The 15,219-nt window shown below is 55.0% G+C and carries 12 protein-coding genes; 2 read left to right on the plus strand and 10 right to left on the minus strand.

Annotated elements, in window-relative coordinates; translation table 11 throughout:
- The first annotated feature begins 7 nt into the window (after window positions 1–7).
- Window positions 8–2,470 carry a tetratricopeptide repeat protein gene (locus IPM50_03835; GenBank protein ID QQS33724.1) on the plus strand — a complete coding sequence of 821 codons (2,463 nt, stop codon included), beginning with the start codon at window positions 8–10 and terminating at the stop codon, window positions 2,468–2,470.
- A gap of 2 nt (window positions 2,471–2,472) precedes the next feature.
- Here the strand turns inward: IPM50_03835 and IPM50_03840 are convergent, their stop codons facing one another.
- Window positions 2,473–3,558, minus strand: coding sequence for a hypothetical protein (locus IPM50_03840; GenBank protein QQS33725.1), 1,086 nt, complete (start codon window positions 3,556–3,558; stop codon window positions 2,473–2,475).
- A 62-nt stretch (window positions 3,559–3,620) separates the two neighbouring features.
- Window positions 3,621–5,228 (minus strand): phosphoglycerate dehydrogenase, encoded by a 1,608-nt coding sequence (locus tag IPM50_03845; protein ID QQS34450.1) that lies wholly within the window; start codon window positions 5,226–5,228, stop codon window positions 3,621–3,623.
- A 76-nt stretch (window positions 5,229–5,304) separates the two neighbouring features.
- Between IPM50_03845 and corA the strand changes: the two genes are divergently transcribed.
- Window positions 5,305–6,360: a magnesium/cobalt transporter CorA gene (corA, locus tag IPM50_03850; GenBank protein QQS33726.1), complete on the plus strand. Its 1,056-nt coding sequence runs from the start codon at window positions 5,305–5,307 to the stop codon at window positions 6,358–6,360.
- A gap of 1 nt (window position 6,361) precedes the next feature.
- Here the strand turns inward: corA and IPM50_03855 are convergent, their stop codons facing one another.
- The 8 genes from IPM50_03855 to IPM50_03890 form a co-directional block, all read right to left on the minus strand.
- A complete protein-coding gene (locus IPM50_03855; GenBank protein QQS33727.1) occupies window positions 6,362–6,919 on the minus strand; it encodes a phosphatidylglycerophosphatase A in 558 nt (185 codons plus the stop codon).
- Window positions 6,919–7,500, minus strand: a complete 582-nt coding sequence (cobO, locus tag IPM50_03860; GenBank protein ID QQS33728.1) for a cob(I)yrinic acid a,c-diamide adenosyltransferase — start codon at window positions 7,498–7,500, stop codon at window positions 6,919–6,921. Before cobO ends, IPM50_03855 begins: the two co-directional genes overlap by 1 nt.
- 104 nt (window positions 7,501–7,604) lie before the next feature.
- Entirely contained in the window at window positions 7,605–8,558 is a 954-nt protein-coding gene (locus IPM50_03865; GenBank protein ID QQS33729.1) for a bifunctional oligoribonuclease/PAP phosphatase NrnA, read from the minus strand.
- Window positions 8,559–8,621: 63 nt separating this feature from the next.
- Window positions 8,622–8,993 (minus strand): 30S ribosome-binding factor RbfA, encoded by a 372-nt coding sequence (gene rbfA / locus IPM50_03870; protein QQS33730.1) that lies wholly within the window; start codon window positions 8,991–8,993, stop codon window positions 8,622–8,624.
- A 141-nt stretch (window positions 8,994–9,134) separates the two neighbouring features.
- Complete coding sequence (gene infB / locus IPM50_03875) at window positions 9,135–11,861, minus strand: translation initiation factor IF-2 (protein ID QQS33731.1); 2,727 nt, start codon at window positions 11,859–11,861, stop codon at window positions 9,135–9,137.
- 80 nt (window positions 11,862–11,941) lie between these two features.
- Entirely contained in the window at window positions 11,942–13,435 is a 1,494-nt protein-coding gene (gene nusA / locus IPM50_03880; GenBank protein ID QQS33732.1) for a transcription termination factor NusA, read from the minus strand.
- A gap of 24 nt (window positions 13,436–13,459) precedes the next feature.
- Window positions 13,460–13,945 (minus strand): ribosome maturation factor RimP, encoded by a 486-nt coding sequence (locus IPM50_03885; GenBank protein ID QQS33733.1) that lies wholly within the window; start codon window positions 13,943–13,945, stop codon window positions 13,460–13,462.
- A gap of 145 nt (window positions 13,946–14,090) precedes the next feature.
- On the minus strand, window positions 14,091–15,005 hold the full coding sequence (locus tag IPM50_03890; GenBank protein ID QQS33734.1) for an ROK family protein: 915 nt from the start codon (window positions 15,003–15,005) through the stop codon (window positions 14,091–14,093).
- Window positions 15,006–15,219 lie beyond the last annotated feature (214 nt).

Raw genomic sequence — 15,219 nt, forward strand, 5'->3', positions numbered from 1 at the left:
GCAAGTAATGAGAATAGCAGCAAAATATCTCTACACAGCCGCCATTTTTTTGGCGTTGTTGCTCTCTGCAGATGCTTTTCCATCGCAAAAGGGCACATGGCTTCAGGTCAATTCCAAGAATTTCATGCTTATCGGCAACGCGAGCGAAAAGGATATTCGCAAGGTCGCCACAAAGCTGGAGCAGTTCCGCGAAGGGTTTCGCCTGGCATTCCCATCGGCCACACTGACGTCGCCCGTACCGACGAATGTGATCGTTTTCAAGAGCGATTCGGATTTTCGGCCGTTCAAACCGGTTGACGGTGCCGGCAAGCCTAACGACAGCATAGCCGGCTATTTTCTCGCAACGGACGAAGTGAATTACATCACGCTGTCGGCTTCCGGTACCGAGGCCGACATGTACGGCACCATCTTTCACGAATACGTGCACTTCATTATCAACGCCCAATACGGATCGGGGAATGTCCCTCGCTGGTTCAATGAAGGGATCGCGGAATATTACCAGACGTTCGAGATCAAGGACGATCAGATAATCAAGCTCGGCCTGCCGCAGGCGATACATCTGCGGCTGCTGCAGCAGGCACGGCTAATCCCTCTGAAGGACTTTTTCCGTCTTTCATACAGGAACATCGGCGGAGGCCATTCGCAGAGCATTTTTTATGCACAGTCTTGGGCGACCGTCCATTACATGATCCAGAGCGGAAAATTGGAAGGCCTCAGCAAATTCGTCGGGCTGACCATGGACGGTAAGCCGCAGGAAGAGGTATTCGGTCAAGCCTTTGGAATGACCTACGCGGAGATGGAGAAAGAGCTTCAAAAATATATCGGCAAACGAAGTTTTAACTACCACGAACTGAAACTCCGCGAAAAGCACGCCGTCGATACAGAACTGCGTGTCTCCCAGATCACCGAGGCCGACAGCAACTATTTCCTCGGCGATCTGCTTTACAGAAATCAGCGTTTTGACGCCGCCGAACCGTTTCTGGCAAAGGCGGTTTCGCTGGATAATTCGCACAGCAATGCGTTCTCGTCGCTCGGAATGGTCAAGATGCGGCAGCGAAAATACGAAGACGCCAAACGCAATCTGGACAGAGCCGTTGAACTGAATCCTACGAACCATTTGGCGTTATATCGTTATGCCTATCTGATCAGCCGCGAAGGCCGCGACGAATTCGGAATGGTGAGCTCTTTCCCGGCGGACAAATTTGACCGGATGGCGGGGCTATTGCGAAAAGCGATCTCAGAAAAGCCCGATTTTACCGAGAGCCACGACCTTTTCGGCTTTATCAGCCAGGTTAACAAGCAAAACCTGGACGACGCGCTAAAGTTCATGCAGCAGGCATCGATACTTCAGCCCGGTAACGACCGGTACAAGATGCGTATAGCCGAACTTCAGATGGAGATGAAGAAGTTTGACCAAGCCGAGGCAACGGCTCGAAAACTCGCGGACACGGCGGAAGATGACGAGGTGCGGGCAAGGGCGGAATCGCTTGTGGGCTTTCTGAAGCGCGTCAAAGAGGCCGAGGCCTACAACGCAGAAGTTCGCCGGCAGATCGAAACGATCACAAAAAGCGGTTCGGGCACCGGAAGTGCTGTCGACAGCGGCGCGCCGAGACTGGGAAGGCGCACCGCTGCTCCGGATCTGGAAAAGAAGGCGGAAGATGCCGTGATGCGTGAGATGAACCGCGCACTGCGTCCGCCAGGTGAAGGTGAGATACGCATGATCGGCAGTATCCAAAAGGTCGAGTGCAAAGGCATGAACGTGACCTACACAATTCAAACCGACGAGGGCAATATTCAGCTTACGAGCAAGGGTTTTGACGAACTTATAATGACCGCGTTCACGGAATCCTCGAACGGCATCCAAATGGGCTGCGGTGCTTCAATTGGCAGTGTGAAAAAGGTGATTACCTACAAACCGACGCTCGCCGCGGCCGGTCGTCCAAAAGGCGAGCTGATCGCGATCGATTTCGTCCCCGCGAATTTTAGGTTTGTCGATGAGCAGTCCGCTGTTGTTGATGACTACGAAGAGGAAGAAGAACCCACAGTGATAGTTACAGGCCCGCCTCCTCCGCCAAGGGTGATCTCGTCATTAGGCAGTGCTGAGCCGCAGGACAGCGAGGCAGTGCGGCGAAAAATGATCCTCGATAATATTCGCGAGAGCCTTACAAAACCCGAGGCAGGCGAAAAACGCAGTTTCGGCACGCTCGAAAAAAGCGAATGCACATCTAAAGCATTCTTTATCTATGTAAAAAATAAGGATGGGATAATGAAACTCTCCGTCAAGGACAACTCACCGCAACTCAGAGCGTACACGCCCGAGGTCGAAAACGTGCAGTTCGGATGCGGGATGAAGGCATTAGATATTCCGATGGTCATTGTTTTCAAAGATGCGCCGAACAAAAAGGACAAGACACAAGGAGAATTGCGTGTAATGGAATTCGTGCCTCGCAGTTTTACGCTCGACATCTGAAATCACTGCGCCCAGAACGGGATGTTGACGTAAGCGGTCGAAAAGCTGTCATCCAGCGCAAAGTTTCGTTTGATGATCTTTGCGGGGTCAAAGAACCACGTTCCCAGATCGTCGCCGCGGCGGCGGCGGTCAAACCAGCCCCACGGCGGACGAGCCTTGTCTGCACCGCCTACGCGACCGAGAAATGCAGAACCGCGCCTTCCCAGCCGAACACGGCGGTCGATATTTCGGCCTCCGACAGCCGACATCGTTATCACCACCTCGCCATAATCGAAAAACTCGCCGTACATTAGCTTGCTGTTGCGATGACGCGGGTTCGCCCGCGGCCAAAGAGTATCAGCGATCCTTATCAGTTCATAGCCGACAGGGCCTTCTTTGACATCTTCGGGGTCTTCTGCACGGCCTGTGAACCTGTAGATAACAAAATCTTTTCCGTCGATCTGGTCCGGAGTTCCCAAAAAGGCGTCGATACCGTGGCCCAACGGTTCAACGTAAATGACGGCACTGTTCCCATCAAGCGAAGCGGTTGGAAGACCCTCGATCTTTTTCCCACCGAGCGTATAGGAGACGAACGTATTGTGCTTTAGCGTTTCGAGTAGAATTGGCTGCGACGACGACAGTCCGCTTCCCTTTTCGGCCACCACAAGTACCCCTTCCAGGTCGTTCTCATGTGCAAGCGTCGCCATGTCCAACAATCCGGTCGGATCGCGTCTGCCGACCACGTTCGCCGCGCGACCCAACAGCCCGCTTACGGCCGTTCCGCGTCTTGCGCCGCCTTTGTAGTCGCGCGGGTGAAAAACTGCATAGTGGACAAAATAATGGGTCGTTGTTTCCGAAACAGAATAGTAGATATAAGCACGCAGCTTGAAGTTCGGATCGTCGGTATTCGCCCAGTTGTTATCACCGCGCCAGTCGCCGTCGAAATCAAAATTGGTTATATAGTCGCTGCGCGGACTGCTGCCGAGAGCTTGGTAGAAGACAGGTGCGAATCGTTCAGCGATCGCACGCTCCGACTGTGCAACGGCCGACCTTTCGGCAAAAACAAGGGAAAAAAGAATGAACGCTGCCGCGGCGAAATATTTCGTCATACAGTTCGACTGACATTTTCGAGGGGTAAGATCGTCTGGATTAATAGTATAGCACGGACCTTTCAAAGCCTGACCTGGCGGACCAGGATCACCGCGGGTATCGAACTGAGCGCCGAGAGGGCTTCGTCCGAGACGGGCGAATCGACCTCGATAACGGCGAGAGCTTCCCCACCGCGTTCCTTTCTGCCGAGATAAAAGTGGCTGATATTTACCTCGGCCTGGCCGAGCGAAGTACCGATCTGGCCGATCACGCCGGGAACGTCATGATTTTTTGTTACGAGAAGATGCTGTGTTCCGCCGCCCTCGGCCGGGCCGACCTCGATCGAAAAACTGCCAATCTCTGTAATGCGGCTCTCGCCGCCCGCAAAAACGAGCCCTGCGACGGCCTGTTCGCCATCGTTCGTTCTGACGACCGTGCGGATGTCGGGTGAGCCCGGTTTTGTAGTACTTGAGGTTTGGACAATTACCTCAATGCCGCGTTCTTCGGCGATAAGTGACGCATTTACAGCATTTACACGTGCCGACACGTCGCGGAGCAGTCCCGCCAGAAACGCCCTCGTTATCGGTGCCGTTGTCTTGTCAACGAGTTCGCCGGCGTATTCAAGGCGAATTTCCGCGATCGAAGAATTGGCCGTTATCTGCGCCTGAAAGCGGCCCAGACGCTCGCCGAGTTCCATGAACGGCCGCAGAGCTTCTGCCTCTGCCGGCTCGATCGCGGGAGCGTTCACGGCTCCGCGGAGCACACCGTCGATCAGCAGGTCGCGCATTTGTTCGGCGACGGTCAATGCGACGCCTTGCTGCGCTTCGGCCGTAGATGCACCGAGATGCGGCGTAGTTATGACATTCGATCTTCCTAGCAAAGGCGAGTCAGCCGGCAGCGGCTCGGTCTCAAAAACATCAAGCGCGGCACCGGCTACTTTGCCTTCATCGAGAGCTTCGATAAGTGCCGCTTCATCGACGAGCCCACCACGGGCTGCGTTTACGATGCGAACTCCGCGTTTCATCTTTGCGAGCGCGTCGCGGCCGATGATGCCGCGTGTCTCGTCAGTAACCGGCGTGTGGATGGTCAAGATGTCGGCCTTGGCAAAAACATCATCAAGCGACGCCATTGAAATTCCAAGCTCTGCCGCAGCTTCCGATGAACAGAAAGGGTCGTAGGCAACAACGTTCATGCCGAAACCGCGTGCGATCCGCGAAACGTGCTTGCCGATGCGGCCGAGGCCGATGACACCGAGCGTTTTGCCGTGCAGTTCTACACCTACGAAACTTTTCTTGTCCCATGTGCCGGCCTGCAGCTTTGCATGTGCTTGGGGCACGTTACGGCACATCGCCACTATCAAAGCGAAAGCATGTTCGGCGGTCGTGATGGTGTTGCCGTCGGGCGCGTTCATCACAACGATGCCGCGTGCCGTCGCCGCCGCGACGTCGATATTGTCCACACCAACGCCCGCTCGCCCGATCACACGCAGATTTGGGGCGGCGTCCATTATCTCAGCGGTTAATTTCGTGGCACTCCGGACGATGACGCCGTCGGCATCGGCAAGCCTTTTTACCAGCTCGCCCGGAGCGAGTCCCGTCTCTTTAGCGACGTCGATACCTGCGTCAACGAGCGGCGCGAGCTTGTCTTCGTTTACGTCATCTGCGATGAATACTTTTGGCATATTGGACAGTTGTCGGCGGTCAGTGTTACAAACTATTCTGACGTTGCCCCGAATTCTTTGCAAGGACGTCTGCCGCTACACCGGAATGGAGATCTTTCTTTACAGAAGAGGCGCTGACGCGATAGAAGAAGGTTTTTCGCGTGAGGAATTGCCCGATCTGCTCCGCGATGAGAACAACGTCGTCTGGGTTGACCTTCGCGGAGAGACCGAGGAAAGCCGCGAACAGGCCCAAGAACTTCTAGCAAACGTTTTCGGGTTTCACTATCTGACTATCGAAGATTGTATTGAGACCCGAAATCAGCCGAAGGTCGAAGGTTTTCCGGATCATTTTTTCTTCATCGTCCACGGCGTAAAACCCGAAGAAACGCAGCCGACCAATTTCGTAACAAAAGAACTCGACGGTTATCTCGGCTCAAATTACGTCGTCACGTTCCACCGCGAACGTTTTCGCAGCATCAAGGACGTAAAGAAGCAGATAAGAAGCAGTCCTTTTGTAATGCAGCGCGGAGCCGCATACCTCTTGCACCAGATCTTGGACAACCTTGTCGATCACTATATGCCGCTCGTCGACGATTTCGACAGAGCCATCAACGACATCGAGGAACGCGTTACCGCAATGCGGCAGAACAACACGGAGGTTCTCGGTGAGATAATGGACGTGCGGCGTGCGGTCGCCAGGCTGAAACGCATTTCGTCACGGCAGCTTCAAGTTTTATATAGAATGTCACATGCAGAGTTTCCGCAGATACCGCCGGAAACATTGCCGTATTATCGAGACGTACACGATCACCTGCTTAGGATAACGGACCTCTCAGAAGGCTATCGCGATCTGGTCAGCGGCCTTTTTGACATTCATTTTGCCGTCGTCGCGAACCGCACGAACGAGGTGATGAAAACGCTTGCGGTGATTTCGGCGGTGATATTGCCGCTGTCACTGATAGCCGGAATTTACGGGATGAACTTCGAGAATATGCCGGAGTTGAAAACTGAGCTAGGCTACTTCGCTACGCTCGGTGTGATGCTGCTGATCGCGTTGCTGCTGATGCTGTATTTTTGGCGGCGCGGATGGATTTTCCAGAAGGATGATCCCGTGTTGCCGTCCATACACAGCACTTTCTCTCCGAACGAGGATAGGGAGTGATCTAAAAGAAACTTAAGGAAACTGGGTAGATCACTGCAAGGCAAATGCCGGCATAAACGCCTGCCAACATGTCATCGGCGCAGATGCCGAGCCCGCCGGGCAGCACTTCAAGCTGACGGATCGGATACGGCTTCCAGATATCAAAAAGGCGGAAAAGCATGAATCCGGCCAGAATGAACTGCCAGCCGATCATAAACGGCACAAATAAAAATACGATAAGCTGCCCGATCACCTCGTCAACGACAGCTTGCGAAGGATCGGAATTGCCCAATAGCTCAGTCGAACGTCCTGCCGCCCACACTCCCGCAAGCGTCAGCACGAGCATTCCTAAACAGACCATGACCGTCGCCCAAGGGCTGACGATCTCGGGGAGGGCCTTGATATCAATGAGGCCCAGAACGAGTATCAAATCACGCACGACGAGAAATATTCCGACGCCGACGAGCGAACCGTAAGTTCCCGGCGCTCCCGGAATACAGCCAACGCCCCACGTCGTCAGCGCAAGCGAAAGGTGGTCAAAATAACCTTCAGCTTTGCGTTTTTCGACTGCCTGCTTCATTAGAACTCAATTCCCTGCTGTGCGTAGATGCCGGCGTGAAAGGGGTGTTTGATCTCGGTCATCTCAGTGACAAGGTCTGCCTCGTCTATGATCTTTGTGAGGGCGTTGTCCACGTTTCGGCCGGTCAATATCAGGTGAAGGTAAGGATATTTCTCGCGCACACATCTTATCTCTGTGATCACGGCATCGATGTCCAAAAAGCCGTAACTTAAAACATAGAGCAATTCGTCGAACACGAGCAGATGATAATCACCGCTGTTCATCATTTCGACGCATTTCGCCCACGTTTCTTCTGACGTTCTAATATCCTGAGTTTTGTCATTTGTGTCCCAGGTGAAGCCGTCGCCCATCGTGAGCACCTCGACGCCAAGCTTTTCGAGCGAATCGTGTTCGCCGTAACGGTCGTTCTTTGACTTCATGAACTGCACCATCGCACAGTTCATACCGCGTCCCGCAGCCCGGACCAGGACACCGATCGCCGCGGTCGTCTTGCCTTTGCCGTCGCCCGTGTTCAGCATGAGCAGCCCGCGGGTCTTTTCGCGATAGTCGTCACGCCGCCATTTGTAGCGTTTTTCTGCCATTGTCAGAACCGCCTGCTGCAGCGGGCGGTTGAACGTAAAGTAATTATGTTTCTGAAGTTGTCACGCCGCAAACTTGAACCAACCCGTAACCCAGGTAGATCCGATTAAATGCGGTCGATCTCTTTCGATAGTGCCTCGACTATCTCACGCTCGAGTTCGTCCCAGTCGCCTTCAACGCCGAGCCCCGCGGCATTCTTATGTCCGCCGCCGCCGAATTTCTCGGCAACGCGAGCAACGTTGATATCGCCTTTTGAACGAAGACTCGCACGATACTTGTTCGGGCCGACCTCGCGCATATAAACGGCAGCCTTTATTTCTTTTGCAGCGAGCGGAATGTTCACAAAACCGTTATTGTCGCCGTCGATCGCCTCGGCACTCTCACGCATCTCGAGCGTCTGCCGCATCATCGCTATCCTGCCGCTCTCATCGCGGCGAACCGTCGAAAGCACCTGCCGCATCAGCTCGATACGCGACCAAGGATAGTTGTAATAAACAGCCTCGCCGATCTTCGACGGTTTTGCACCGGCTTTGATGAGTTCAGAAGCGACCTTTAGCGTGCGGTCGGACGTATTCGGGAAGTGGAAAGAGCCGGTATCGGTAACCAACGCCATATAGACGCATTCTGCGATCTCTTTCGTAATACGGCCGCCCACGGCCTTGCAGAGATTGTAGATCATCTCTCCGACAGCCGATGCTGTCGAATCTATCCAGTTTATCGAGCCGAAATGCTCGCTCGTCGCGTGGTGATCGATGTTGACGGTAAATACTTTTTCCAGGCCCGCAATGCCCGGACGGTCGATGTCGGAGCATTCGATCACGAAAACCGCATCGTAATTGCCGTTGAGCTCACTCACATCGCGGATCTCTTCGGCACCGGGCAGGCTGGCATAAGACGGAGGGACGTCGCCTCGAACGATCACCTCGGCGTTCTTGCCGAGCGACCGAAGCAGCCAGCAAAGCCCAAGCGACGAACCGACGCCGTCGCCATCGGGTTTGATGTGCGTCGTGATCGCGAAATCGTTCTTCTTTTCAATTAATTCTACTACCTGACTTAACACGATAAATTCAGTGAAACGGGAAGATCGAAAAAAAATAGATAAGTGCTGTCTGCGAGCCCTAAACTACCGTTCTTCAACCTCGGCGATCTCTTCTTCGTCGGGTATCTCGATAACCTCGAGCAATTCGCCGACTCGGCCCGCATTTTCTTCCGCGGTATCACGGACGAAATGAAGATGCGGGGCGTGCCGCAGGTCAAGGTCCATTGCGACCTGCTGGCGGACGAATGTCGCCGCGTTCCTTAATGTTTTCAATGCTGTTTCGATCTCGGCCTCGTCGCCGCGAACGTAAACATAAACCTTTGCGTCACGAAGGTCTTTTGAGACCTCAACATCCGTTACTGTTACCGTTTCAAGCCTCGGATCATCGAGTTCAAAACCGACGACCTCGGCTATCTCCTCTTTCAGGCTTTCGGCAAGACGTTCGGGGCGACGCATATCTTGTCAGAACCACCTGCGGCGGTTGTCGGTTCCGACAACACTGGCACATCGTTTGTGCCAGAACCGGGTGGTGCAATCTATCCTAAAAACAACACTGGTCTTTAAGGTCAACCACCCGCTACCGCAGGTGGTTCCGACCTAAAGCTCGGTTGCAGCGATCTTTTCAATGACAAATGCTTCGATCTCGTCTTCGAGTTTGATGTCGTTGAAATTGACCAGACTGATACCGCATTCGTAGCCCTTGGCGACCTCGTTCGTATCGTCCTTGAAACGCTTGAGCGTCGCAATGTCGCCTTCCCAAATGACGACACCGTCGCGAATGAGCCGTGCTTTTGCCTGACGGCGAATGACGCCGTCAGTGACGCGGCAGCCCGCAATGGTACCGATACGCGAGACCTTGAACGTCTCCTGAACGACCGCTTTGCCGAGGATGACCTCTTTTTCGATCGCGTCGAGCATCCCGATCATCGCGGCCTTGATCTCTTCTTCGACCTTATAGATGACCGAGTGCAGACGAATATCGACCTCTTCCTGTTTGGCGATATCCGCTGCCCGCGATTCGGGCCTTACATTGAAGCCGATGATCACGACCGCTGTAGATGCGTCGCCCGCCTGCGTTGCAGACGCCAGCAGAACATCGGATTCCGCGATCGCACCGACACCGGCACGGATGACGCGAACCTTGACCTTGTCGGTTGATAGTTTTTCGAGCGTGGCACGCAACACTTCGACCGAACCCTGCACGTCCGCCTTGAGCACGACGAGGAGTTCCTTGATCTCGGCCTGGCCGAGCGATTCGATACCGCGTTTCGTGGTCTTGAGCAATGCGGCCTGCCGTGCGTGCATCTGCCTCTGCTGAGCGATCTGCTGTGCACGGTCAACGTCAGAGACGACCTGCAAATTATCGCCCGCCTGCGGAACGCCCTGCAGCCCGAGTACTTCGACCGGCGTTGCCGGCTGTGCCTCGGCCACGCTCTCGCCGCGGTCGGAGATCATCGCCCTGACCTTTCCTGAATACTGCCCGACGATGAACGGATCGCCGATCTTCAGCGTTCCCTGCTGTACAAGCACGGTCGCAACGGCTCCGCGGCCTTTGTCCAGTTTCGCTTCGAGAACAACACCCGTAGCACGACGCGTTGGGCTTGCACGCAATTCGAGAAGGTCTGCCTGAAGAAGAACTGTCTCAAGAAGAGTATCGAGCCCTTGCTTGTTCTTTGCCGAAACGGGAACCATGTCGGTTTCGCCGCCCCAGTCTGTGGGCTGCAGGCCAAGTCCCGCCAGGCCCTGCTTGACCTTGTCCGGATTTGCGTCCGGCTTGTCTATCTTATTTATGGCGACAATGATCGGAACGCCGGCAGCTTTTGAGTGCTCTACTGCCTCGATCGTCTGCGGCATGACGCCGTCGTCCGCCGCGACGACCAGGATCACAATGTCCGTCGCCTTCGCACCGCGGGCACGCATCATCGTAAATGCTTCGTGGCCCGGCGTATCGAGGAAAACAACGCGGCGTTCTTCGTTCGGGTTGTCGGGATTCGGGACCTTAACGCTGTAAGCACCGATGTGCTGCGTTATGCCGCCTGCCTCGCCCTCGGCGACATTCGCCTGACGGATCGAGTCAAGAAGCGAGGTTTTTCCATGGTCAACGTGTCCCATGACCGTAATGACCGGTGCCCGCGGCAGCTCGATGTCGTCGGCGTCCGCCGCTATGAGCTCTTCAAATTCCTCTTCGGAAACGAGTTCCTCGAACGGAACAAATGTAATGTCAAAACCGAACTTGAGTCCGAAATCTATCGCGGTCTTTTCTGCGATGGTTTGATTTAGAGAGGCTAGGACGCCCTGCTTCATCAGGAGCTGCACTATGTCGCGCGGCGTAACTCCGATGCCTTCGGCGAATTCACGCACCGTTGCACCTTCCGTTAGCCTGATCTGTTTGAGGCTGCCGGGGTCGACCGCACCGATCTGATCGAGGACCCTTTCCTCGATCGAACGCTTCTGCGGCGCTTCGATATCGCCCTCAGCGAACCTTCCGGTCCTGTCATCGCCGGGCCTTGCCTTTCCTCGGCGTCCCGGAAGCCTTCTTCTCTGGTCATGTCCGGGCTTGTATTCGAGCTTTGGCTGTGCCTTTTCGCCCTGAGTGCCGCCGCGGCCGCCGGCCCGGCGTTCAGCCTCCGCTTTTCTAGCCTCGACCGTCAGAGTTCCGGTGCGCTGCTCGCCTGTCTTGACCACGACCTGCTGTCCGGGAAGTATTCCCTTTTCGCGGGCTTCCTTGGACAATGTGAGCGTCTTGAATGTTACTCCCGACTTCGTCGGAGCCGCAGGAGCAGGTCCCGAATCAGCGGCGGGAGCCTCTTCAGCCGGTTCGACGGCTTCTGCTGCTTCGGTCGCGGGAGCGGCTTCTTCCACGGCCTCATCCGCAGGTTTGGCTTGAAGCTTCTTGACCTTCGGTTTTTCTTCTTTCGTTTCGGAAACCGCTTCTTCGACGACTTGAGGCGCTTCGACTGGCTCTTTCTTAGAAAGTGTCTTGACCTTGGCGGGGCTCGCTTTCCGTGCCGGCTCGGGAGCCTCAGCGGGTTTGGCTGCCGGAGCCTCTTCGGCAACCGCTTCGACAACCGGCTCCTCGGGAGTGGTGTCTTCGGCCGGTTTCGGCTTTTTGGCAGCCTTAATGACCTTGATGGCCCGCTTTACAGGAGCATCTTGTTTAGTCAGGTACTTGCCTCGGATCTTTTCCGCTAGAGCATGGCTGACCGAATTTGACGGCACGCTGACGTCCGCTCCCTCGCGGCGCAGATCTTCCACGATACGCTTGGCGTCCTGCTTTACCTCGCGTGCCAGGTCATAGATTCTTATGCTTTTTCCAGTCGCCATAAATCGATCAACAATCAAATCGCCCGGGCGTCAGACCACGCCCGCAATTATCTGCACTCTAAAAAAATGAGGCCAGGCCTCTATGCCTCTTCGGCTTCTGAGCCTGCGGGCTCGGTGTCCGCCTCGGCCGTAGTTCCTTCGTCTGAGGACTCTTCGACAACAGGCTCTTCGACAGCGGCATCTTCAGCCGGCTCTTTTTCGGGAGCTGCCTCCGCAACCACTTCTGAGGCATCTGCATCTTCAGCTGACGCTGCTTCTTCCGGAGCAGCTTCGCCGTCGGCTTCAGCATTTTTCGCCTCAACGATCACCTTGGCGGCGGCGCTGATGCTTTCTGCCTCGTCCAAACTCACGTCAAGAATATCGGAGATGTCGTCGATCTTAGCCTCAGCGAGGGCTTCGATATCCTCGATTCCGCGTGCGGCGAGGAGTTCCGCCTGATTTGCGGTAACGCCTTCAAGTGCCGTGATCGGCACAGCCTCGCCGGAAGCCATCATCTTGCCCATCTGAAGCGTGATCTCACGCTTGAGCAGCTCTTCGCTGACGATCTTGATATCCCAACCGACCAAACGCGTTGCAAGTCGTACGTTTTGGCCCTTCTTGCCGATCGCCAGGCTAAGCTGATCTTCGCCCACGATCACTTCCATGACACGATTCTCGATGTCGGTGATCCGAACCTGCGAGACACGTGCCGGCGAAAGTGCGTTTGCCGCGAACATCGACGGCTCGTCCGACCATTCGATAATGTCGATCTTTTCCCCGCGAAGTTCTTTAATGATCGCCTGAACACGCGAACCTTTCATACCGACGCACGCTCCGACCGGGTCGACGTCCTTTTCATTGGAGGCGACGGCGATCTTTGCTCTGTCGCCCGGCTCACGGACGGCCGATTTGATAACGACGGTCTCATCGTATATCTCCGGCACTTCCATTTCGAAAAGCCGCTTCAGCAGCTCTGCCGAAGCTCGTGAGCAGCGGATCTGCTGGCCTTTCTGCTGCTCGTCGAGCACGTCTATGATGACGACTCGGATTCGCTCGCCAGGATTCCACATTTCGCCGCGGCTCTGTTCATTTCGGGGCACAACAGCCTCGAGATTATTGCCGAGGTCGATGACCATGTCGCCACGCTCGAATCGTTTTACCGTGCCGTTGACCAGCTCGCCCTTGCGGTCAATGTACTCTTCATAGACCTTCTTGCGGACGGCCTCACGGACCTTTTGCACAAGTATCTGTTTCGCGGTCTGGGCGGCAATGCGGCCCATTTCTTCCTGAGCCAGCGGGATGAGAAGGGCGTCGCCGATCTCAATCTCGTCGTCTCCGGTAGCCTCAACGGCCTCTTCCAATGAGATCTCGCTCTTCGGGTCTTCTACCTCTTCGACCACAGTTTTCGGGACCGATATTTCGATAATGCCTTCTTCAACGTTCCAATCGACCTGCACGTTCTCGCCGGCCTCATCGCGAAACTGACGGCGGGCGGCCGCACGAACTGCCTCGCGCATCGCTTCGATTACCAACTCGCGATCCAGCCCGTGTTCGTTGCACAACGACTCTATACTTTGTCCGATCAAAGAGCTCATACTCTAATTCTCACCTTCATTTCACTACCTTCGTGCGCCAAATTCCTCACTGAGGTCGATCTTCAAATTCGCTTTCAAGATGTCCGCGTGGTCTATCACCGTTACGCCCGACCTTTTTTCTTCCAGCTTGATCAGCGAACCGTCCACTCCTGCGATTCTGCCCGAAATTGTCTTTTGTTCACCTTCGCTGCGGTATTTCACCTTTGCCAGCTTTCCTTCAAACCTGCGGAAGTCGTCCGGCGAGAACAGTTCCCGCTCGATGCCCGGCGACGATACCTCCAAAACGTAACGCGTCGGGATCAGGTCTTCCGCATCGAAAACTTCCTCGACGGCGTGTGAGAACAGAGAGCAGTCCTCCAAAGTGATGCCGCCTTCCTTATCAATATAGATACGGACCACTTGGTCCCGCTTAGTGCCGCCCAGCTCGACCTTCACCAGCTCGAACGACCGCGTTTCCGCCTCGCTGCGGGAGATCTCTTCGATCCTTTTTTCAATTCCGGTCCTATCCATCACCGCCTTCAAAAACAAAAAGTGGGCGAACACCCACTTGACACATCAGCCCAGCGTATCGAAGCAAACCGTTATATTAACCAATTAGATAAGATTGTGCAAGACCTTTGAAGACTATAGGAGTTTAAGGGACGGTTTCGCGAGTTCACCCGAACCTGAGTATTGCGGACCTTGCGGCTCCTATGAGGCCCGCGTGATCGCCAAGTTTACCTTTCACTATTCTGCACCGCACCGCAGGTGCCGGAAACGCCCTCGATCGGATCTCGGAACGCAGCCTGGGCGAGAAAAGTCCGAACGCTCCTGCAACTTTGCCGCCAAAGACAACCATATCCGGATCCAGGGTATTGATGAGCCCAGCTGAGACAATGCCCAGATATTTTCCCATTTCAGAAAATATCCTTCGGGCGTCTCGGTCGCCGCTGACCGCAAGGCGATAAACCGCCTCAGAACTCCCGGCATTCATGCCGAGTTCATTTGCCATTCTCATCACGGCTTGGGCAGAGCCGTACTGTTCGAGGCACCCGCGGCTCCCGCAGCCGCAGGCATACCCGTCGGGCTCCACGCAGAAATGCCCTATCTCACCCGCACTGCCGTCAGGACCGCGGAAAGCCTCTCCATTTATAATGAGGCCGCCGCCTATGCCCGTTCCGAGAGTCAGCAATATAGATGTATTTACTTTCCTCGACGCTCCGACCCAATTCTCTCCGATCGCCGCCGCCGTGGCGTCGTTCTCTATTACGACAGGCAGACCGAGAGCTTCGCTGACAGGCCGCAAGAGCTGCATACCCTCGAGAGAAGGTATGTTGGGCACCTTCGACAGTATTCCGTCGCCATTTTCGGACGCCGGTGCAGGTACTGCGATCGCTGCAGCCGCGAACTTCTTATTGCCGCCTGCTTTTTTGGCGAGCCCGCGGTGCAGCTTAGAGATCAGGGCGACCAAACCGTTTGGAATAAGGTCCTTTGGGGTCTTGGCTTGGTCATCGGCCAAGATCATTCCGGTGCGTTCAACAGCCGCCGCCCGGATATTGGTCCCGCCCAGATCGATCGCAAAAATACTCATATCGCCATTACCGTCACTTTATCGGCATGCTCTGAAAAAAGCCTTCACCGGCAGTCGAACTTTATCTATATCACAGAAAATAAAAAATCCTGCTAAAGGACTCAAAATGTTGAATTTGGCTTTGCCGTGCAGGTATTGTGTGCTATAAGTTAAGCCGTACTTATTTTGAAACATCCGATGTCGGCGTTTTCGCCTTGGCGAGACGGTTAAAGTG

Source organism: Acidobacteriota bacterium (genome assembly GCA_016700075.1).
GTDB lineage: Bacteria > Acidobacteriota > Blastocatellia > Pyrinomonadales > Pyrinomonadaceae > OLB17.